Source organism: Winogradskyella sp. (genome assembly GCF_045105575.1).
GTDB lineage: Bacteria > Bacteroidota > Bacteroidia > Flavobacteriales > Flavobacteriaceae > Winogradskyella.
Genome location: NZ_JBGCDQ010000010.1, coordinates 75,845 through 97,018, shown reverse-complemented (window position 1 = coordinate 97,018; position 21,174 = coordinate 75,845). Strand labels below are relative to the sequence as shown.

At 34.3% G+C, this 21,174-nt stretch carries 19 protein-coding genes and 1 tRNA gene; 5 read left to right on the top strand and 15 right to left on the bottom strand.

Annotated features, from left to right (window positions below):
• Positions 1 to 4: 4 nt before the first annotated feature.
• The 10 genes from AB8B52_RS02900 to mce form a co-directional block, all read right to left on the bottom strand.
• Positions 5 to 574 carry a GNAT family N-acetyltransferase gene (locus AB8B52_RS02900; RefSeq protein WP_406025060.1) on the bottom strand — a complete coding sequence of 190 codons (570 nt, stop codon included), beginning with the start codon at positions 572 to 574 and terminating at the stop codon, positions 5 to 7.
• 8 nt (positions 575 to 582) lie between these two features.
• Positions 583 to 1,890, bottom strand: a complete 1,308-nt coding sequence (locus AB8B52_RS02895; protein ID WP_406025058.1) for an aminotransferase class III-fold pyridoxal phosphate-dependent enzyme — start codon at positions 1,888 to 1,890, stop codon at positions 583 to 585.
• On the bottom strand, positions 1,883 to 2,650 hold the full coding sequence (locus AB8B52_RS02890; protein WP_406025056.1) for a cytidylyltransferase domain-containing protein: 768 nt from the start codon (positions 2,648 to 2,650) through the stop codon (positions 1,883 to 1,885). The genes AB8B52_RS02895 and AB8B52_RS02890 overlap by 8 nt, the downstream gene beginning before the upstream one ends.
• On the bottom strand, positions 2,641 to 3,519 hold the full coding sequence (locus AB8B52_RS02885; protein WP_406025054.1) for an aldo/keto reductase: 879 nt from the start codon (positions 3,517 to 3,519) through the stop codon (positions 2,641 to 2,643). Before AB8B52_RS02885 ends, AB8B52_RS02890 begins: the two co-directional genes overlap by 10 nt.
• Complete coding sequence (locus tag AB8B52_RS02880; protein ID WP_406025052.1) at positions 3,497 to 4,033, bottom strand: GNAT family N-acetyltransferase; 537 nt, start codon at positions 4,031 to 4,033, stop codon at positions 3,497 to 3,499. The genes AB8B52_RS02885 and AB8B52_RS02880 overlap by 23 nt, the downstream gene beginning before the upstream one ends.
• Positions 4,020 to 5,207: a UDP-4-amino-4,6-dideoxy-N-acetyl-beta-L-altrosamine transaminase gene (gene pseC / locus AB8B52_RS02875; protein ID WP_406025050.1), complete on the bottom strand. Its 1,188-nt coding sequence runs from the start codon at positions 5,205 to 5,207 to the stop codon at positions 4,020 to 4,022. The genes AB8B52_RS02880 and pseC overlap by 14 nt, the downstream gene beginning before the upstream one ends.
• Positions 5,208 to 5,210: 3 nt before the next feature.
• Positions 5,211 to 6,221, bottom strand: coding sequence for a UDP-N-acetylglucosamine 4,6-dehydratase (inverting) (gene pseB / locus AB8B52_RS02870; protein WP_406025048.1), 1,011 nt, complete (start codon positions 6,219 to 6,221; stop codon positions 5,211 to 5,213).
• Positions 6,222 to 6,979: 758 nt separating this feature from the next.
• The gene (locus AB8B52_RS02865) at positions 6,980 to 7,831 is read right to left on the bottom strand and encodes an EcsC family protein (RefSeq protein WP_406025046.1); all 852 of its coding nucleotides are present in this window, start codon (positions 7,829 to 7,831) and stop codon (positions 6,980 to 6,982) included.
• Between the two features lie 111 nt (positions 7,832 to 7,942).
• A tRNA-Ile gene (locus AB8B52_RS02860) sits at positions 7,943 to 8,016 on the bottom strand.
• A gap of 75 nt (positions 8,017 to 8,091) precedes the next feature.
• A complete protein-coding gene (gene mce, locus AB8B52_RS02855; RefSeq protein WP_406025044.1) occupies positions 8,092 to 8,496 on the bottom strand; it encodes a methylmalonyl-CoA epimerase in 405 nt (134 codons plus the stop codon).
• Positions 8,497 to 8,702: 206 nt separating this feature from the next.
• On the opposite strand from mce, the gene rbfA reads away from it, so the two are divergent.
• Together rbfA and AB8B52_RS02845 are read left to right on the top strand one after the other, a co-directional pair.
• Positions 8,703 to 9,101, top strand: a complete 399-nt coding sequence (gene rbfA / locus AB8B52_RS02850) for a 30S ribosome-binding factor RbfA (protein ID WP_406025042.1) — start codon at positions 8,703 to 8,705, stop codon at positions 9,099 to 9,101.
• Complete coding sequence (locus AB8B52_RS02845; protein WP_406025040.1) at positions 9,102 to 10,304, top strand: ABC transporter permease; 1,203 nt, start codon at positions 9,102 to 9,104, stop codon at positions 10,302 to 10,304.
• Positions 10,305 to 10,513: 209 nt separating this feature from the next.
• Here the strand turns inward: AB8B52_RS02845 and dusB are convergent, their stop codons facing one another.
• The 4 genes from dusB to AB8B52_RS02825 form a co-directional block, all read right to left on the bottom strand.
• Positions 10,514 to 11,506, bottom strand: a complete 993-nt coding sequence (gene dusB / locus AB8B52_RS02840; protein WP_406025038.1) for a tRNA dihydrouridine synthase DusB — start codon at positions 11,504 to 11,506, stop codon at positions 10,514 to 10,516.
• On the bottom strand, positions 11,506 to 12,159 hold the full coding sequence (locus tag AB8B52_RS02835) for a hypothetical protein (RefSeq protein ID WP_406025036.1): 654 nt from the start codon (positions 12,157 to 12,159) through the stop codon (positions 11,506 to 11,508). Before AB8B52_RS02835 ends, dusB begins: the two co-directional genes overlap by 1 nt.
• Positions 12,160 to 12,257: 98 nt before the next feature.
• The gene (locus tag AB8B52_RS02830) at positions 12,258 to 12,659 is read right to left on the bottom strand and encodes a DUF4345 domain-containing protein (protein ID WP_406025034.1); all 402 of its coding nucleotides are present in this window, start codon (positions 12,657 to 12,659) and stop codon (positions 12,258 to 12,260) included.
• Positions 12,660 to 12,785: 126 nt separating this feature from the next.
• On the bottom strand, positions 12,786 to 14,030 hold the full coding sequence (locus AB8B52_RS02825; RefSeq protein ID WP_406025032.1) for a M28 family peptidase: 1,245 nt from the start codon (positions 14,028 to 14,030) through the stop codon (positions 12,786 to 12,788).
• A 150-nt stretch (positions 14,031 to 14,180) separates the two neighbouring features.
• Here AB8B52_RS02825 and AB8B52_RS02820 point away from each other — a divergent pair, with 150 nt between their 5' ends.
• Positions 14,181 to 15,290 (top strand): TolB family protein, encoded by a 1,110-nt coding sequence (locus tag AB8B52_RS02820; protein WP_406025030.1) that lies wholly within the window; start codon positions 14,181 to 14,183, stop codon positions 15,288 to 15,290.
• On the opposite strand, the gene AB8B52_RS02815 is transcribed toward AB8B52_RS02820, so the two are convergent.
• Positions 15,291 to 17,708 carry a TonB-dependent receptor domain-containing protein gene (locus tag AB8B52_RS02815; protein WP_406025028.1) on the bottom strand — a complete coding sequence of 806 codons (2,418 nt, stop codon included), beginning with the start codon at positions 17,706 to 17,708 and terminating at the stop codon, positions 15,291 to 15,293.
• Positions 17,709 to 17,859: 151 nt separating this feature from the next.
• On the opposite strand from AB8B52_RS02815, the gene lepA reads away from it, so the two are divergent.
• Positions 17,860 to 19,656, top strand: coding sequence for a translation elongation factor 4 (lepA, locus tag AB8B52_RS02810; RefSeq protein ID WP_406025026.1), 1,797 nt, complete (start codon positions 17,860 to 17,862; stop codon positions 19,654 to 19,656).
• A gap of 303 nt (positions 19,657 to 19,959) precedes the next feature.
• On the top strand, positions 19,960 to 21,081 hold the full coding sequence (locus AB8B52_RS02805; protein WP_406025024.1) for an ATP-binding protein: 1,122 nt from the start codon (positions 19,960 to 19,962) through the stop codon (positions 21,079 to 21,081).
• Positions 21,082 to 21,174 lie beyond the last annotated feature (93 nt).

Sequence of the window (21,174 nt, the reverse complement as noted above, 5' to 3'; positions counted from 1 at the left end):
ATGTTTATAATACGGTATGCGTTTTATTAAGTTTTCCGTGTATTAATACATCTTTGTATGCTCCATTGAAAAGACATTGTTCTTTTAACCTGCCTTCTTTTACATATCCTGCATTTTCAATAATTTCATAAAGGTGTGGTCTTAAATCAAACGCGTAAGTGCACAGTTTATGAAAATTCAATTCTTTAAATGCCACTTGCTCTGTGAGCTCTAAAAAGAGCGTCCAATGTTTTGCGAAATGCGCTTGTTCTAATTCGGTATTCATTATAAATGAAATCTCAGCATTTTTATCTATCCAATTGATATGTACCAAACCTCCATAGCCAATACATACATCGTTTTCCATATATGAAAACAATAACTGACTTGGTTTTTCTTGTTCAAACAATTTGTTTACAACAGTATCGAAATAAACATCTTGATCTTTTTCTGTAAGTGGTTTTGGTTGTCTGAGATGGTAAATTTGCTCATTTCGCCATTTTAAAATAGCCATACGATCTTCATAACGAATAGGAACTATAGAGAACGTATCGCGAGAAAAAACTTGATTATTTAAAACGTTATAAGCTGTCATTTGTGTAATTAATTTAATCTCTTAAAACCTGAATGGCACACTGGTCCATCAAGCAAATCGTTTATATTTAAAGTATCAGATTCGCACTTTGCTATTGCCGTATATACCTCATCTAAAGCATTAAAATAGGATTCTAAATGCGCTTCCTTATGTTCTATACAGGCATAAAAATGCGTACTTGCTAAAAAGCCTTTTTTAAGCATTTGTTGTGTTATTAAGGTTTTATAAGCCGCTGCATTCTCACTATTAAAACCATAAGTAGTCATTGCTGAAATCCCAGACACAGTAATGTCTAAATTGTGATTTTCAGCTAGTTTTTTCCAGCCATCTTGCATTTTAGCTCCTATAGCCGTAATTGTTTTCCAAGACTCTACACGTTCCATGACTTTTAAAGTGGCAAGTGCCGCTGTTGGGCCAATACGTTCCGTCCAAAATGTACTACTGATAAAGGTGTTTTGAGCAGCTTCCATCACCGCTTTTGTGCCTATAACAGTGGTTAAGGCATAACCGTTGCCTATGGTTTTACCCATCATTATCATATCTGGATTTACATTGAATTTTTGGTAAATACCACCAAAAGTTTCTCTGAATCCTGAAGAACACTCATCGAAAATCAGTACAATATTTTTGCTCGTGGCCAAGGCTCTAACTTTCTCTAAAAAGTTATTCTCTGGACCGAAGTTTCGCATCACCTCCATTTTAATCACACCGATATTGTTATTTTCAACAATATCTACAAGCTCTTCATAATTGTTATAATGAAAAGGAAACACTGAATTTTTTAAGTTTTTTGGTACGCCTTTTGGACTTAAGCCAGGAATTAAATGAGAGGATAAATCGTCTCCTCCATTATGGTTTGCAGATAAATACCAATCGTGCCAACCATGATAGCCACAAATAGCCACATTATCTTTTCCAGATGCAGCTCGTGCAATTCTAATCGCAATTGAGTTGGCTTCACCTCCTGTACGTGCAAAACGCACCATATCTGCCCAAGGGTTCATTTCTACTAACTTTTCTGCCAGATAGACTTCTTCAGGGCAATTCAAAGTGCTCATGTTTCCCTTTTTTACCGTTTCCATAACAGCAGCATCTACCTCATCGTGTCCGTAACCAAGCGTATTGGTACCAATACCCATTATGGACATGTCGGTTAATTCTCTTCCGTCTAAATCCCAAACTTTACAGCCTTTAGATTTAGAAAAATATGACGGCCAATGTTCTGGTAAAAACATTTCTGGTCGCTTAGATAACAACATCGTTCCTCCAGGAATGAGTGTTTTTGCTTTTACATATAAGTCTTGCCCTTTACCCATTTGTATCTTTTTTTAATGACTTTAATAATCCTTCGTTTCTAATAATTTGACCGTTTATTTTAGTTAAATCATTTTCAATCATATAAGTAGTATAGTCTTGCCATGTTTTTTCTGTTCCTAATTTTTGAATTAGAAATTCCATTAATTCAAAATCTTCTGACTCATCAACCGTCATGCGAATGTTTGAATAATCTTTTTCGCATGGATAGTTTTTTCCCTTGAAGAGATGACCGCCTCTCACATCACTGTTATTAATGATGTAAGGTGTAACGTGTTCTAATTCCGACACCAATTTTGCATTTTTCCATGCCAATTCTAATGCTGAAAATTTAAACACTTCAACATCTTGCCCATCGGGAAAATGTTCTATTAATCCATTCGACACATAATCATAGTCATGGTTTTGAGCATACGTGATTATGTCATCGACCAGTATTGGATCTAGTAATGGACAATCGGACGTTACTCTTACAATCCAATCTGGTTTGTCGTTTTTTACAGCTTGATAAAAACGGTCTAAAACGTTTAATTCGGAACCTCTAAACGCACCTAAACCCCATTTTTTAGCGTTGTTGTAAATTACAGCATCTTCTTTATTGACTGTTGTTGCTACACAAATTTTATTGGCTTTTGTACACTTTTTTAAGCGTTCTAAATGTATTTGAAGTAATGTTTTACCATTAACTTCTTTCAAAACTTTACCTGGTAATCTGGTACTACCGATCCTTGCCTGGGTAACTATAATTGTTTTCAATTCCATAGCGAAGGGTTTAATAAATTAATATCTGCGACCTTAATTTTGTTGATGTCTTGAATCATTTCGTCTTTAATAGAATGATTTAGTACTTCAACGTTAGCTACCAATTGTTGTAAAGAATCGACACCAATAAGCACATTATCAATAGTGTTTTGCTGTAAGCAATAGTTTAATGCTAATTGTACAATTGACGTTTTACTACTTTTTGAAATAGTGGATAACTGTACCAGTTCCTTTTTTAAACTTTGAACTGTATTATTTTCAGAATCAACATCCTTAAAGAACAAACCTTGTAAAAGAGCGGATCTTGTGTGGATTATTTTGCCTTTTGCTTTTGCTTTTTCGAGAATGTCTCCACGTAAATTAGAATTATCAAAAAGGTTAAATGGTAGTTGAATGATATCAACTTCATCATTTAAAAGTACCTCTTCAATCTCATCATTTGTGTAAACAGAAACACCAATATGCTTAATTTTACCACTAGCTTTTAAATTGGTTAGTACACTGAAATTATGGCTGTTTGCTTCATAGCTTCCAAAGCTATGAAACAGTAAAGCATGCAATTGACCAACCTGCAATTCTGTTAAGTAAGTGTTGACTTTATCATTAATATCTAAGTCAAATTGATGTGGTAATTTGGTAATAACTTCAAACGATTTTTTAGGATTATTTTTATGAAACGAGCCTATAACGTCATGAGCATTTCCGTACGCTTCAGCAGAATCTAAAATACGAATACCGTTATCAAAAGCATAGCCTAAAATGTTATGACTATCTTCCATAGATACTTTGCCAATAGTATTATTAATACCATAAGCTAAACCCATTTGTACGGTTCCTAATATTAATTTATTGTTTAAAGTCTTTGACATGTAATGACATCCTTATTGAATTACTTAGTTTATTGTTATAAACACCATGATCCTTTTTTACTTCTTCTATTTTAAATCCTATATTCTTATAAAGCTTAAAAGCATTTACGTTATCTTCAATAACACCTAATTTTACTTTTAATAGTTTGATATTCTTAAAAGAATACTCTAATATTCTTAGTGTAGCTTCCTTTGCATAACCTTTTCCCCAATTCGTTTTATCGCCTATTAAAATCCCATAGTCACCTGTCTTGCTTTCTAAGTTTATTGGATCTATTTTTATGTTTCCAATATGTTTTTTTGAGGCTTTTAGATGAATGGCCCAAAAATAGGTTTCCTTATTATTTTGATCCTTTATATAAGATTTAAGCAATTCTAAAGTGTAATTTCCTCTTGTTTCTAAATACGTATTGACTTCAGCATCATTGATCCAATTGACATAAGTAGGTGTCGCATGTTCTGCTGACACCCTTTTAAATATTAACCGCTCTGATTCTAAATCAATATTTTTCACTGTAAAAGGTTTTAATTTCTTTGATAACTAACGCTTGTTCCGCTTCTGTTAATGTAGGAAACATTGGCAAGCTAATACAGTGTTTATAATAATTTTCGGCATTTGGAAAATCACCTTCTTTCCACCCAAACTCCCTATAATATGGCATTAAATGACAAGGGATGTAATGAATTTGTGCGTAAATGTTTTTACTTCTAAGGTGGTTGTATAAACCTAAGCGGTCTTCAACTTCTATAACATACAAGTGGTAGGCATGCCCTTCAATAACTCCAGATTGTCCTTTTATAAAAGGTTGCTCTAAAAAGGCATTTTTATATACGGATGCAATCTGTCTTCGTTTTTGAAGACCATCATTTGCTCTTTTTAACTGACTAGCACCTAAAGCTGCTTGAAAATCTGTAATACGGTAATTGTAACCCAGATTTTGCATCTCCATATACCAACCAGGATAATCTTCTATACCTCCAGCAAATTCAATAGAATTTGTGTAAGCATCGTTATTTTTTACAATACCGTGCGTTCTTAATTGTAATAATTTCTCATAAAGCGCTTTATCGTTAGTGGTAATCATACCGCCTTCGCCAGATGCTATATGCTTTACAGGATGAAATGAAAATATAGCTAAATCCGCGTAATTTCCATTACCACAGTTTTGTGTTTCACCTTTACTATTTTTGAAAAATCCGCCAGGAGAATGGCAAGAATCTTCAATAATCCAAAGATCAAATTCGTCTGCCAAAGCTCTAAAAGCTTCTAAATCATTGGCTCTACCAGCAAAATCTACAGGAATAATACCCTTGTAAGTTCCTTTTGGAGCACTTTCTAATAAGGCTCTTACTTTATTGATATCTAAAAGATAGGTCTCTGGGTCAATATCTGAAAACACCACCTCTCCACCACAATAGCGAATACAATTTGCTGAGGCAGCAAACGTAATTGGTGTCGTTATCACTTTTTCACTCGCTTTTAAACCTAAAGCCATAGCACAAAGATGTAAAGCAGCTGTTCCATTGGCTAATGCAACGGCATATGTACTGCCGACGTATTGTGCAAAATCAGTTTCGAACTCCGCTATTTTTGGACCTTGTGTTAAATAATCTGACTTTAAAGTCTCTACAACAATGTCAATGTCTTCTTGGGTCATATGTTGCCTTCCGTATGGTATTGCTTTCATAAGTTATGCTTCAAAATTAGGATCCACATGTTCTTTTATTAATGCTCTTAGAGAATCTACAGTTTCCCATTCAGTATTAGTGCCAGAATTATAGGCAAATCCTTGTGGTACTAATTTGGCTTTAAATTCTGTTGTGAAGTCATCGATATTCCACATTGGAGTCTGCGGTAAAATCACAAAATACTCACCAATATCGTAAGTGAAAAAAGCATCTGATGAGGTAATCATTTCCTCGTGAATCTTCTCACCTGGTCTGATTCCAATCACTTTGTGCTCGCAGTTTGGGCCAATGGCCTGAGCCACATCCATAATTTTATAAGATGGAATTTTAGGAATAAAAACCTCTCCTCCCCAAGCTGTCTTTAGAGCATGTAAAACCATATCTACTCCACCTTGCAGCGAAATATTAAATCGAGTCATTTCTTTTACCGTTATAGGCAACACACCTTCTGCTCTGTTTTTTAAGAAAAAAGGAATAACGGAACCATTAGAACCCATTACATTTCCATAACGTACCACTGAAAATTTAATGTTGTGCTGACCTCTAATGTTGTTAGCTGCAACAAACAATTTATCTGATGTTAATTTCGTAGCACCATAAAGATTAATTGGTGCACATGCTTTATCTGTAGACAATGCTACAACATGCTGAACTTTTGTTTGCAATGCGGCTTGAATCACATTTTCAGCACCACCTACATTGGTTTTTACACATTCATCTGGATTGTACTCTGCGATATGTACGTGCTTCATCGCAGCTGCATGGATCACATAATCGATACCAGAAAAAGCTCGGACTAACCGTTCTCTATCCCTAACATCTCCAATAAAATAGCGCATTTGAGGATATTTCGACACAGGAAAATCTTGCGCCATTTGATACTGTTTTTGTTCATCTCTTGAAAAAACAACCAAGCGTTTGACATCTGGCCACTTTTCTAAAATATTGGCGATAAGAGCTTTTCCTAAAGAACCTGTACCTCCTGTTATTAATACCGATTTGTTATTGAGCATTTTCCTAATTTTATTTTTTAAAATTTGCGTGAGCAGTGACTTTTAATCTCAATACCCTTTTAACTCTTACTTATAATGAGTTAATATGGTATTATTTGAAAAGAAGTCGTTTAACGAAGTTCGTAGTTCGTTTGTGTTTCAACTTTCAGGAAAGAATTTATAGATGCTATAGTACTTTGAAATTAGCTGTACGATAATTAACGCCAAAACAAATAATTAAGATATGAAACCCTACAAATAGAGAATTGCAAGTCGAAATAAAAATGATCCAAAAATTAATCCCATAACTCAAATAAGTATATAGCAATACTTCCATGAGGTTGTTATCAAATTTAAGGAATCTGTAGATGATTATGAGCTAAAGGGACACTACAAATCGCATACATCACTGGCTATTGTTCCTTTTTTAGCCCAATCACACTAAAAGTCGGGTAAAACACGCTAGAAAGATTCTGCTATAAGTTCAAAAGTATAAATTGTCAGATAAAAAACTCAAATCACTTGTTGTCAGTAATTTAACACAAAAATAAACTTTATTACCCAAGAGACTGTATCTCGTAGTGGCTTTGTATGGGCTTCTTTGGACTTTGTCTAGTTTTTTAGTTTGTCTATATGTGCTATATTACCTCTAAAGTAGTCATATTTTACCTCAACGGGTTATGGCTTTTGAAGTAAATTGATAAGGCTTAATTTGTAACTATTAATAAAATCATACTATCAATTGCAGATATCAATTCTGAAGAAAAGGCTCTTCATTATCATTCATTCAAACTTATTATTGTGTCATATGCTAACTTTATTTGAGATGAGCCATACTTTCGTTCTAAGCGCCTCATGGTAAAATGTGCTGTTGCCATGTTTTGAAAATGATCTACAAATACGTAATTTAAACTTCCACCTCCAATAGCTCCAACAACGGGAACTGCTTGCGCTAAAAACTTTTCGCTGATCAAAAGGCTAAGTCGTGTAGCTATGGTAGAAATAAAATTTCCAACAGCTGTAGTACCTAAGGCAGATGCTCCTTTCACTAAACTATCAAGACTCATTTTTATGCCAGTTGCAGACATCTGATTTAAAGCCGAATTTAAACCAATGCGTGTTGAGTAATAACTCGTTTCCATACCGTCATCATTTTCAGACCCACCACCAAATGCAAAAACCTCTAAACAAGCCATTTGGCCTTCCAAGATATAAATATCTTCACCTTCACTACGTGCAATATCCATAATAGTGCGCATTAAAAATTTAGTGGTTAAGGTAACTTCTGATGCAAAAATTGCAGTTCCGAAACCTGTTGTAGATCCAAAAAAACCACTTAAAGCACCTGTACTGGTTACGATACTTTTGTAGGTATTCTTTGAGGGCTTTTTAAATGTTTTATTCTTTTGAATCGTTAATAAATTGGCTTTAATAATGTTCAACAAAACTGTTTGTGTAATGCTTTGTATTTTAAGCAATACTTTTTCTGGTACGTATTTAGTTCCTGTTTCGACCGTATTGCCGATTTTATTGACATTACGAATTGCCCAACCTAAATTATGCATGGTAAATTTTGCCTTTTTTAAGGCTTCTAAGTCTTCTGGAGTTATGGACGTTTTTATTAGATTCAAAAAGATGTGATTTACGAATTTGTCGTTGCCGAAACGAAATTGTTACAGAAAGCGTAATTCTATACAAACAAAAAAACCTCGCGATTTCTCGAAAGGTTTTTATAAATTTTGTGGTCCCACATGGACTCGAACCATGGACCACCTGATTATGAGTCAGGTGCTCTAACCAACTGAGCTATAGGACCATTGACTAGTGTCAATCACTTTATTACTAAAGCGAGTGCAATATTACTACATATTTTAAAACTCTCAAAGCATTTTTATTCCTTTATCTCTTGGCATAGCTCTATTAAAACACCATTAGTAGATTTAGGATGCAAAAAGGCAATCAACTTATTATCAGCGCCTTTTTTGGGTGCTTTATGAATCATCGTAAAGCCTTCTTTGGTGAGGCGTTCTATTTCTTGTTCAATATCATTAACGGCAAATGCAATGTGGTGCACTCCCTCTCCTTTTTTATCTATAAATTTGGCTATTGGACTCTCTTCGCTGGTTGCCTGAAGCAATTCAATTTTATTCGGCCCACATTGAAAAAATGATGTTTTAACACCTTCACTCTCTACATCTTCAATTTTGTAATGTGCTTCTCCAAATAAAGCTTTAAAAAGATGATTAGAGTTTTCAATATCTTTTACCGCAATGCCAATATGTTCTATTTTTTTCATTTTATCCTGAATTTATTTCAGCATCTCATTATCTGAAACCCTTTGTTTCATTCCCCTAAAAAAGGAAATCTTTTTGTTCTTTAAAAACAGTTATAAATACTCAAAACCTTCAACCCAATTACACCATTACTTATTTTCTACTATCAAAAATAAGATAATCCTTAAATATCCTCTACTTTTGTCACCGATTAGTTATCATAATCATTATGGAAGAATTTACACAAAGACAAAAAAAAATAGGAGGCATACTCCAACAAGACTTAGCAGAGGTTTTACAAAAAGCAGCCTCTGATGGTGGTTTGCGAGGTGTTATTATCTCAGTTAGCAAAGTAAATGTTACTACAGATTTGTCTGTGGCTAAAGTATATCTTAGTATTTTTCCGAATAAAGAAGCGAAACCTTTATTAGAAGGCATAAAGTCTAACAAACCTTTGATAAGGCACGAATTGGCGCAACGCACACGTCACCAACTAAGACGCATGCCACAATTAGAGTTTTTTATTGACGACTCTTTAGAATATATTGATGGTATTGAACGTTCCTTAAAAGGTGAGGATAACCCAATCGAAAATCCAGATTTATTAGGCAAGCGCAAAAAGCATTAATTGAATTTCCCATTTTACATAGCAAAACGTTATCTGTTTTCTAAAAGCAGTAATAATGCTATTAATATAATGACATGGATTGCTTCTGGAGGAGTCATTATCGCTTCATCAGCACTATTTATTGTGCTTTCTGTTTTTGCAGGTCTCAAAGATTTTAGTCTTCAATTTTCCTCTTTTGTAGATCCTGATTTAAAATTAACACCAACCAAAGGGAAATCTTTTTTGTGGTCTGATTCTGAAAAAGCCACATTTTTAAAAATAGAAGGAATTGCTTCCTATTCTGAAATAATTGAAGAACGCATTATTATTAAATCCGAAAATAAAAACCTCATTGCCACACTTAAAGGTGTAGATAAGGCTTATTTAAATGTTACCAACATAGATACTATGGTAACTAAAGGGAGTTGGATTACTCCCAACAGTAACGAAGTAGTGTCAGGTTGGGGAATCTCTAATAATCTGTCCTTTGGTGTGCTCGATTATCTAAAACCACTTTCGCTTTATGTTCCCAAAGTTGGAAAAGGTCAAGCAAGTTCTTTAAAGGGCTACTATAATTCGGTTTATGTTAATAACGTTGGTCTATTTGAGATCAATGAAGAATTGAACAACAACTACGTTTTTTCGGATATTGAATTAGCAAGACAATTATTAAGTTATAAAGACGACCAATTGAGTGCTCTTGAACTTAAGTTGAAGCCTGGTTTAAATGAAGACGATGTTAGATCGCAACTCAAAAGCTCCTTCGGAAATAAATTCAACATAAAAAATAGAGCAGAACTAAATGATGCGTTATTCAAAATGTTGAATACCGAAAATCTTGCCATTTACCTTATTTTCACCTTAGTGATAATTATTGCATTATTCAATGTTATTGGTGCTATTATCATGATGATTTTAGACAAAAAGAAATCATTAAACACCTTATTCAATTTAGGAACAGAGACCCAAACCATTAAATCTATTTTCTTTTTACAAGGTAGTTTAATGACCGTAGTAAGCGGATTGATTGGAGTTACACTTGGCTTACTAATTGTGTTTTTACAACAGACGTTTGAATTGGTAATGTTAACACCAGATTTAGCTTATCCGGTTAGAATTAACTTTTTTAATGTGCTTGTTGTTTTGATTACTATTTTTGCCTTAGGAATTGTGGCTTCTAAAATTGCGTCGCAGCGGATTACTCGTGGGTTAATACAGAGTTAGATTCCGTTGATAAAGATTATTTTGACACGGATTCAATGTGAAAAATAAGACACTAATTTCACGAATTTACACTTGTCTCTGATCACAAATTTGTGACTTTGTACCTATGCTGTACACCTTCAAGCTATTGTAAAGAAAAAAATGAAAGATCAAACTATTAAAAGAATTCCCTTTTTGGAATTTGGGTTTTAGTTTTTTGGTGCTTTTTTTTATGAAAACTGATAATCCGGAAATGCCTCCAAAACGGCATCAAAAGCAGCGAAAACGTCTTTAGAATCGTCACTTGTTACCATTTTCATTCGGTATTCCTTAAAGTGTGGAATGCCTTTAAAGTAGTTGGTATAATGTCTTCTGGTTTCAAAAACACCTAACACTTCACCTTTCCAATCAATTGCCATTTGTAAATGACGTCTAGCAGCATCCACACGTTCGGCTAAAGAAATTGGTGCTAAATGCTCTCCTGTTTCAAAAAAGTGTTTTACTTGTTTAAAAAACCATGGGTTTCCAATGCTTGCGCGACCTATCATCGCTCCATCTAAACCATAACGATCTCGCATTTCTGCGGCACGTTCTGGTGTTGTAACGTCTCCGTTTCCAAATACAGGAATGTGCATTCGTGGGTTATTCTTTACGGCTGCAATAGGTTTCCAATCAGCATCACCTTTATACATTTGAGCTCTAGTTCTGCCATGTATGGAAATGGCTTTACAGCCTACATCTTGCAAGCGCTCTGCAACCTCAACAATTCTAATAGAACTATCGTCCCAACCCAACCTGGTTTTCACTGTTACTGGTAAATTGGTGCGTTTAACCATTTCGGCAGTCAGTTGCTCCATTAAACAGATATCTTTTAGAATACCTGCTCCTGCTCCTTTTGAAACTACCTTTTTAACAGGACAACCAAAATTGATGTCAATTATATCAGGATTAGATTTTTCAACAATATCGATGGTCTGCAGCATGCTTTCCATATTGGCTCCAAAAATTTGAATACCAACTGGTCGCTCTTTTTCGTAAATATCTAATTTCATAACGCTTTTTGCTGCATTACGAATTAAGCCTTCACTAGATACAAATTCTGTGTAAACTACGTCTGCGCCTTGTTCTTTGCACAATGCCCTAAATGGTGGATCGCTTACGTCTTCCATAGGTGCTAACAACAATGGAAAATCTGGTAATTCTATGTCGCCTATTTTAACCATTAATCGTCTCCTAACTCTGTTATTTTTTTCTCGTAAAGCTTCTTGCTTTCAACAACTGCAATGTTTAATTCTTGCATAATACCTTCAACACGATCTTCAATACTTTTCATTTGTCCGTTTATAGAGTCAAATGAATTAAGTGCAGCAGCAACTTCTAACGCTTTAACGACTTCAACGGCATCTTTATGTAATAGCCTAAGTTTACCTATAGCTTCCGAGGTGTTTGCTAATGTGATGTTATATTTCGTTTTTGCCTTAGTTATGGCTTTTAATAAGGTGTTTCTGCTTTTATCATCACTTAAGCTATTGGTTTGAGTTTCCATAGCTGTAAATAAATTCGACGCTTTAGTTTTTAAATCCTCGTATTCCTTGTTTAAATTGTTAACGCGCTTATCAACTTTTTCCCAATCGCCATAAACTTTTGCAAATTCCTTATCTTCATTTTTAGCATCTTCTAATGCAGATTTTAGTGCACTCAAAGATTCTAAACCCTGAGATACCTTTTTATTAGCACCTTCTTTTTTGTTCTCGAACGTAGATACTTGAGATTTAAACTTATCTTTTAATCGAATTAAATCTTCTGGACTTTTGTTTTTCCAGCACGAACTGAATACTAAAAACAAAGACACTACAGCAATTGATTTTCTAAACATAAATGTGGTACTTATATTAATTTGGCTGCAAATATACAATGAACCTAATAAACCTCAATAATTTAAGGTTTGTATTGTTTTAAGGGTCATTGCTAAGTCTAAGGGTTTGGAGTAGTTTTATAAAAAGTAGTCACTACCCAAAGCCCATAAAATCCTAAAAATAATTCTGCAACCGTTCCAAATTGATAACCAAACGTTGGTGTGCCATCTATAAACCAACTAAGCACACGTCCAAACCCTAAGCCTAGCATAAAAATGATATTAGTGACCAAAGCCAACTTTAAATAATTGGGTTTAAAAATGCCTAGGATCCATACTATTGAAAAGCCCAAATACAAACCCATAATCGCTTTGAAGAAATTATGTTCATCAACCGTATTTAAATGAATATCAAACTCAGAACTTGGGTTGAAACCGTAAACAAAAGACACAGGCACTACAATACATACTGAAATGATGAGGTGTATTTTAGTGATGATTTGTTGCTTTGTTAATGTCATGGTTCGTTAGCTAGACCTCACAGGTTTCCTTTACTAGCCGAAGCTTTAGCGTAGGTTATAAACCTGTGAGGTCTAAGCAAATTAATGTGAGATAAGTAAGTTTCTAGTGGCTGAGCGACGTCAAAGTCAAAACTTCACCTTAGTCTCTATCATTTCCTCACCACGTTTCACGGTAATATCTGCTTCATCTCCATTGTCAAAAACAGACAGTGCTCGCATATAACTCATCATGTCTGTGATGGTACTATCTCCTAATTTAAGCACTACATCACCTTTTTGTATGCCTGCATTAAAAGCTGGAGTATCTTCTCTTGTGCCATCTATTCGCATGCCTTTTCCGTCATATAAATAATCTGGTACCACTCCTAAGCCTACTTTAAAACGAGGCGCTTCCTCGCTTTCGTTTTTAGTTTTTCTGAAAGCTAATTCACCATTATCATCTAAATCCGTAATGATATCGAAGATGTAATCTGAAATCAAATTCATACCCTCGTAATTCAACTTGTCTGAATCATCACCTGGTTTATGATAATCTTCATGCTGACCTGTAAAAAAATGTAACACAGGTATATCAATTAAGTAAAACGACGTGTGATCGCTTGGTCCTACTCCACTTTCATTTTCAACAATTTTGAATTTATCATTATTCGCTTTTATCGTTTGTTTAAACATTGGCGACGTTCCTGTACCATAAACTGCCAAAGTGCTATCTGGTTTCATACGGCCAACCATATCCATATTAATCATATAATTGATAGATTCCGCTTCAATCGTTGGGTTTTTAGAAAAATAATTAGATCCTAATAAACCCATTTCTTCTCCCGAAAATGCCATAAACAAATAGTTGTTTCTGTCTTTAGTTTCAGATTGCTCATTTTTCACTTTTAAGCGGCTTGCTAAATTTAACATCACAGCAACTCCACTAGCATTATCATCTGCACCATTATGAATAGCTTTATCTTTTTCACGATATAACGACCCTTCGCCACCAAAGCCTAAATGGTCGTAATGTGCGCCAATAACGATGGTTGTTTTGGCATTATTATCTATAAACCCAATAACATTGTGGCCTGTAATAGTGCTGTCTGCGTTGGTCGTGAATTCAACTTCCTTATGAGGATCCGTTTTTGGTTTAAACGAAAAGGACTGTAAAAACCCTTCTGTGCCTTTCGGCTCAATTCCCATGGCTTCAAATCGTTTTACAATGTATTCCGACGCTAAAACTTCGCCTTGTGTTCCTGTTTGGCGCCCTTCTAATTTATCATCTGCTAAAAATGCAACATCATCTTTTATCTTATTTTCGGCAAGTTTAGGTTCATTTTTACAAGAAACGATTAATCCTAAAACAAATAAAAACAGCAGCTTTTTCATATCTCAATATCAATTTAATTAATTCGGTGAATTGGTGTTAGTCATTAAAGATAAGTTTAATTTAGAATGAAGAATGTATCTCATTTCATCTCTAAATCTTACTTTTGCACAAAATTAGGCATTAATCGCCATTTATTATAATTCTTAATTATGAACAAATTCATTGTTATCCTTATTCTTTTGGTTTCATTTTGGTCTTGTAAAAATGAAAATTCTAAAATCACAACACCTGAAACTACCGAAAGTGCAACTACGGTAAAAGATTCTTTAATTTATCCTGAAGAAGTGCATTTTAAATCTCTAAGACAAGTTACGTTTGGTGGAGATAATGCCGAAGCCTATTGGAGTTTTGATGATAAGCAACTGGTGTTTCAGTCTAATAACGAAAAATGGGGAGTGGGTTGCGACCAAATGTTTTTAATGAATGCGAACGAAACTTTTACAGACAGTATTGCACCTCCAATGCTTAGTACAGGCAAAGGAAGAACTACTTGTGCTTACTTTTTACCAGATAACAAACATATTATTTACGCCTCAACACATTTAGGTGACGAAAATTGCCCAGATACTCCATTACGTAAAAACGGAAAATACATTTGGCCAATTTATGATAGCTACGATATTTTTGTGGCTGATTTAGAAGGAAACATTGTAAAGCAACTCACTAATGAAATTGGTTATGATGCAGAACCAACGGTATCTCCAAAAGGTGATAAAATTGTATTTACGTCAACCAGAAGTGGTGATTTAGAATTATATACCATGAATATCGATGGTAGCGATGTCAAACAAATTACAAATGAATTGGGTTACGATGGAGGTGCGTTCTTTTCTCCAGATGGCACAAAACTCATCTTTAGATCATCGCGTCCTAAGACAGAAAAAGAGATAAAAGAGTATAAAGATTTATTGGCTGAAGGTTTAGTAGAACCGACGGAAATGGAACTTTATATCTGTAATGCAGATGGTTCAGACTTACGTCAACTCACCGATTTAGGAAATGCCAATTGGAGTCCATTTTTTCATCCTTCAGGAAATAAAATCTTATTCTCTTCAAATTTTGAAGCCGAACGTGGATTTCCTTTCAACTTGTATTTAATTGATATTGATGGAAAAAACTTAAAACGTGTAACGCATGGTGAAACGTTTGATGCCTTTCCTGTATTTTCTAATGATGGTAAATATTTAGCCTTTTCTTCTAACCGAAATAATGGTGGAGGGCGAGATACTAATTTGTTTATTGCTGAGTGGCAAGATTAGTTAATTTAAATCCTTAAGTCTTTCGCGTTCTTCAGCTGCTGTAGCACGCTCGTTGGTAGAGAGCTTTGTATTTCCAAAGCGGTAACGGAATCCAAGTTTGATAAATCTATTATCGGAATCCACAAAACTTGCACTAGATTGATCGCGATAACGCAATGACGAATCAGAGTCTTGATAATTAAAAAGATCTTCGACGGACAATGAGATAACCCCTTTTTTGTTCAATATCGTTTTAGTCACGCTAAATTCTGAAAATAACCGATCTTCAACCGTTTGTAGTTGTTGTACATTTTTACCCACCCAAGTTAATGTTAAGTTGATGTTTAAACTTTGATCTTCAAGAAAAGCCAAGCTGTTTTGTAAAACACTATAATTAGACCATTGACTCAATTCTACAAAACCATCACCAAAATTTGCTTCTTCTGTAATGTTATAAAAAGAGGTTACAAAATACAAGTTCCAAGTGCTTGTTGGGTAGTAATCGAAAGCAAAATCGAAACCAAAATCCACCTTATTATCTAAATTGGTCGGAGTAAAAGCGATAACATTTGTAATATTATTTTGTCTTGGCAGTTCTACAATATCACCATCATAATTCATGTAATACGCTTCAAACGTAAAATGTTCTAAAAAGTTAGTTCCTATTTTAAAATGATCTCTGTAAGTTGGTATTAAATTAGGGTTACCAAGGACTACGCTATTCTCATTCAAAAAGAAGGTGAATGGGTTTAAATCTGTATAACTTGGTCTGGTGATACTGCGTTTGTAAGTAACATATAAACTTACGTCTTCTAAAATTTGATGGGACAAACCTGCATTAGGAAACCAATCTAAATAATCTTGGGTATTGGTTTGGGCTAGGGTCAATGATTCTCCTTCAATATTACTTTGCTCCACTCTTAAACCCAAACTTAAATCCCATTTATCCCAAGATTTGGTATAATTAGAATAGGCAGCAAAAACGGTTTCGTCATATTTAAAAGCATCTGTATTATTAACATCTATAACTTCAGAAGCACCAATAATATCTACTTTAGTAATATTACTATCTGTGTTTATGTTTGAGTATTTTACACCTGCATCAAAACTAGAGGTTTCATTTATAGGTAAGGTATAATCTACTTTACCCGTTAAAATATGAGTATCTTGATTGGCAAGTGTATTAAATTCCGAACTATTATTAAACACATTATTTTGATTGAAGAAATTACTGAACACATTCTGATCGCGCTCGTAATCATAAATGGTATAATGTGCATTAAAAGTCAAAGCTGCACTATTTTCAAAATCGTGTCTAAAAATTAAGTCTGTACCAATATTAAATTTGTTGTCGCGTGATAAATTATCTGCGGTAAAACGGCCTAAAAAGTCTAAATCGTCATCTGTAATATCGGTATTATTTCTAATTTGATATTTATAGTATGGTGTATATAACCCTGTGCCTGTGAGGCTCAAGGTGTTTTTATCATCAATATAATAATCGAAATTAAGATTAAGGTTGTGGTTTTCGGACCAGGCGTTTCTGTTGACATTAGATTTCCAAATTTGTTCAATTTGATCGTTAGTATCAAAAAAATCAACCGTATCATCCTGATCTCTATTTATTTTCTGATTGGTGTAACTGTAATTCACATTAAGATTCACCTTATTATTTTTAAAATAATGGCTTGTTCCTGCATTATATCTGGGAAAGACTCCTTGTGTATAATTGGTAAACACACTACCTCTGTAACCTGTAACCAAATTTTTACTCATTATAATATTAATTACAGAACCTGAATCTGCATCATAACTTGCTGGAGGATTTGTAATCACCTCAACCGACTTAATACTATTAGCTGGCGAGCTTTCTAAAAGAGTTATCAATTCTTGAGACGTTAATTGCACACGTCGGTTATTAATAAAAACAGTAGCTGGCGCACTTTTAATATTTATACCACCATCTGAAACTATAATACCTGGTGTGCTTTTTAAAACACTTAGTGTTGAACCTTCGGTTAAAGCCGTGTTTTCTACATTAAAAATTAATCGGTCTGGCTTTCGGATAATGGTTGGCTTTTTACCAATAACGGTAACTTCATCCAAACTTTCCGGTGTTTCATTAAGTTGAACCGTCTGTAAATCTAAGTTGCCTCTTAAAATAATAATCTGTTCAAAATCTTCGAAACCAATAAAACTTACTTTAATAAAATAAGTTTCTGCAGGCAGATTGTTTATTTTAAAAATGCCTTTATCGTCTGTAGAAGTACCCTTCACAAAGCTATTGCCATCTTCAGCGAGCACAACAACATTGGCTAATACAATAGCATTACTATTTGCATCCACTACTTTACCAGACACAGAGAAATCTTGTGCAAATGCAGTAAAACACAGCGTAAGTAAAAATATACTTAAATAGTATGGTAGGCGGACCATCATAAATTTGGTTTGAATTGCAATATATAAATAGTTTTTAACTTAATGTTACGGTTTTTCCGCACTTCTTGGCACTTTGAAATATTTTTTTAGATTCTAATAAGCGCAAGAAAACCCTTATATTTGCATTGAAAATTTTGCCTTAGAAAAAGAAATGAAAAACATACGTAACTTTTGCATTATTGCACATATTGATCACGGAAAAAGCACCTTAGCCGATCGTTTATTAGATGTTACAGGTTCTGTAACTGCGCGCGAACAACAAGCGCAACTTTTGGATAGTATGGACTTGGAACGTGAACGTGGCATCACCATAAAGTCGCATGCTATACAAATGGATTATGAGTTTGAAGGTGAAAAATACGTACTCAATTTAATCGATACTCCTGGTCACGTTGATTTTTCTTATGAAGTATCGCGATCGATTGCCGCTTGTGAAGGTGCGCTTCTTATCGTTGATGCAGCGCAAAGTATTCAGGCACAAACCATTTCAAATTTATATTTAGCTCTTGAGAATGATTTAGAAATTATTCCGGTATTAAACAAAGTAGATTTACCAAGTGCAAATCCTGAAGAAGTTACAGACGATATCGTCGATCTTTTGGGTTGCGATCCAGAAGAAGTGATTCACGCTAGTGGAAAAACAGGCTTTGGAGTCGAGAATATTTTAAAGGCTATTATTGAACGTATTCCTGCTCCAAAAGGAGATGTTAATGCACCTTTACAAGCCTTAATTTTTGATTCGGTTTACAACACCTTTAGAGGTATTGAAACCTATTTTAGAGTTTTTGATGGTGAAATTAAAAAAGGACAAAAAATTAAATTCGTTGCCACAGGAAAAGAGTATTTTGCTGACGAAGTTGGCACATTAAAGTTAACGCAAGTTGCAAAACAAAGTGTAAAAGCAGGTGATGTTGGTTATTTAATAACAGGAATTAAGACAGCTAAAGAAGTAAAAGTTGGTGATACCATTACCGATTTTGCCAACCCAACAACCAATATTGTTGAAGGTTTTGAAGATGTAAAACCAATGGTTTTTGCTGGCATTTATCCTGTAGATACGGAAGACTATGAAGAGCTTCGTAATTCCATGGAAAAATTACAACTTAATGATGCCTCTTTGGTCTTTCAACCTGAAAGTTCTGCAGCCTTAGGTTTTGGGTTCCGTTGTGGATTCTTAGGTATGCTGCATATGGAAATTATCCAAGAACGATTAGAGCGCGAATTTGATATGACCGTTATTACAACCGTACCTAACGTATCGTATCATGCCTACACCAATAAAGAGCCAGATGTGCCTTTTATTGTGAATAACCCGAGTGATTTACCAGAACCAACAACCGTTAACCGTGTTGAAGAACCGTTTATAAAAGCGACGATTATTACCAAATCTGATTTTGTTGGTAATGTAATGAGCTTGTGTATTGAAAAACGAGGTATGATTATGAATCAGACCTATTTAACCACAGAACGTGTGGAGTTAATTTTTGAAATGCCACTAGCGGAAATTGTTTTCGATTTTTACGATCGTTTAAAAACCGTATCTAAAGGCTATGCCTCTTTCGATTATTCACCTATTGGCAAAAAAGTCTCTAAACTGGTGCGTTTAGACGTTCTCTTAAATGCACAACCTGTGGATGCACTTTCGGCTTTAATTCACGCTGATAACGCTCATCATATTGGTAAAAAAATGTGTGAAAAATTGAAGGAACTCATTCCAAGACAACAATTTGATATTCCTATTCAAGCTGCCATTGGTGCTAAAATTATTGCTCGTGAAACCGTCAAAGCATTACGTAAAGATGTTACGGCCAAATGTTATGGTGGTGATATTTCACGTAAGCGTAAGCTTTTAGAGAAGCAGAAAAAAGGTAAGAAACGTATGCGCCAAGTTGGTAATGTCGAAATTCCTCAACAGGCGTTTATGGCTGTTTTGAAGTTGAATGACTAACCCAATTTCTTTGAATCCTGATAGTATCGGGAAGGAATCTCATTAACGAGAACCTTAAAACTTCATCGTTAAACCAAATTCTTAAGCTAGAAAATAGATCTTAGTCACACTAAATCTGGCATACATTCTATATCACCTCACAAATTGATTTGCTCGCTTTTATGCTAAAACTGAAGTCGTTGCTGGGGTTTACTTAGAGATTCCTGCCTGCGCAGGAATATGTGATTCACTCACCAAAAAACAGCATATTCAGTGAATGAATTCACCAAAAAACACTATATTTGGTGAATTGAAAATGGTATTATGTTTAATAGAGTCTTAAAGTCACAAATAGAAAACCGTTTTGGTAGCGGTAAAGCTATTATACTTATTGGACCGAGACAAGTTGGAAAAACGACATTACTCCATTCTATTTTAGAACATCAACCTCATTTGTTTTTAGATGGTGATGATCCTACAATACGTGCGTTATTAAAATCACCAAACACAGAACAACTAAAATCTATTATTAGCGACAACACCACTGTGTTTATAGATGAAGCACAACGTATTCAAAACATAGGTTTAACCTTAAAACTAATTACCGACCAATTTAAAAACGTACAGCTTTTAGTGAGCGGCTCTTCTGCATTTGAACTCAAAAACTTAACTAATGAACCTTTAACTGGTAGAAAATGGCAATACTATTTATTTCCAATTTCCTGGGAAGAATTTGAAGCTAAATTAAGCTATGTAAAAGCTTATCAGCAATTAGAGCAACGCTTGTTATTTGGTATGTATCCAGATGTTTTAAATCATCTAGGTGATGAAATTGAACTATTAAAAACACTTACTGATAGTTATTTATACAAAGATATTTTGGCATTTAATAGCATTAAAAAACCAGAAGTTTTAGAAAAACTTTTACAAGCATTAGCCTACCAAACTGGCCAAGAAGTCAGTTATAACGAGCTGTCTCAACTTCTAGGTATTGATAAAAACACCGTAAATAGTTATATTGATATTCTTGAAAATAGTTATGTTATTTTTAGACTACCTAGTTTTAGTAAAAACCTTAGAAACGAGATTAAACGTAACCAGAAAATCTATTTCTACGATAATGGCATGAGAAACGCTATTCTTAATGACTTTAGACCTTTAGAATTAAGACAAGATAAAGGCGCACTGTGGGAAAATTTTTTAATTAGCGAACGCTTAAAATTAAATAGCTATCACAAAACATTAGCGCAATCGTATTTTTGGCGCACGACTTCACAACAAGAAATTGATTATATAGAAACAAAAGCTGGTGAACTTAATGCCTTCGAGTTTAAATGGAGTGCAAAATCAAAAGTTAAAATCCCTAAAACATTTGAAAAAACTTATAATACTAAGGTCGAAATTATTGATAGAGAGAATTTTACTGGCTTTTTGAACGTTACATGATGAATGTGTAAGTCATTTCTAATTTTTAAGGCTTTTTCCCGAAACTCCACGAGATATAAACAAAAAAACAGAAGCGATTAACTTCTGTTTTTT

Bases quoted from the DNA above. Each gene is read 5' to 3' on its own strand.
- pseB (WP_406025048.1), bottom strand. From the start codon at position 6,221: ATGCTCAATAACAAATCGGTATTAATAACAGGAGGTACAGGTTCTTTA.
- AB8B52_RS02805 (WP_406025024.1), top strand. From the start codon at position 19,960: ATGTTTAATAGAGTCTTAAAGTCACAAATAGAAAACCGTTTTGGTAGC.
- AB8B52_RS02825 (WP_406025032.1), bottom strand. From the start codon at position 14,030: ATGAAAAAGCTGCTGTTTTTATTTGTTTTAGGATTAATCGTTTCTTGT.
- AB8B52_RS02815 (WP_406025028.1), bottom strand. From the start codon at position 17,708: ATGATGGTCCGCCTACCATACTATTTAAGTATATTTTTACTTACGCTG.
- AB8B52_RS02890 (WP_406025056.1), bottom strand. From the start codon at position 2,650: ATGGAATTGAAAACAATTATAGTTACCCAGGCAAGGATCGGTAGTACC.
- AB8B52_RS02830 (WP_406025034.1), bottom strand. From the start codon at position 12,659: ATGACATTAACAAAGCAACAAATCATCACTAAAATACACCTCATCATT.
- AB8B52_RS02895 (WP_406025058.1), bottom strand. From the start codon at position 1,890: ATGGGTAAAGGGCAAGACTTATATGTAAAAGCAAAAACACTCATTCCT.
- AB8B52_RS02900 (WP_406025060.1), bottom strand. From the start codon at position 574: ATGACAGCTTATAACGTTTTAAATAATCAAGTTTTTTCTCGCGATACG.
- AB8B52_RS02885 (WP_406025054.1), bottom strand. From the start codon at position 3,519: ATGTCAAAGACTTTAAACAATAAATTAATATTAGGAACCGTACAAATG.
- rbfA (WP_406025042.1), top strand. From the start codon at position 8,703: ATGGAAGAATTTACACAAAGACAAAAAAAAATAGGAGGCATACTCCAA.
- lepA (WP_406025026.1), top strand. From the start codon at position 17,860: ATGAAAAACATACGTAACTTTTGCATTATTGCACATATTGATCACGGA.
- mce (WP_406025044.1), bottom strand. From the start codon at position 8,496: ATGAAAAAAATAGAACATATTGGCATTGCGGTAAAAGATATTGAAAAC.
- dusB (WP_406025038.1), bottom strand. From the start codon at position 11,506: ATGGTTAAAATAGGCGACATAGAATTACCAGATTTTCCATTGTTGTTA.
- pseC (WP_406025050.1), bottom strand. From the start codon at position 5,207: ATGAAAGCAATACCATACGGAAGGCAACATATGACCCAAGAAGACATT.
- AB8B52_RS02820 (WP_406025030.1), top strand. From the start codon at position 14,181: ATGAACAAATTCATTGTTATCCTTATTCTTTTGGTTTCATTTTGGTCT.
- AB8B52_RS02835 (WP_406025036.1), bottom strand. From the start codon at position 12,159: ATGTTTAGAAAATCAATTGCTGTAGTGTCTTTGTTTTTAGTATTCAGT.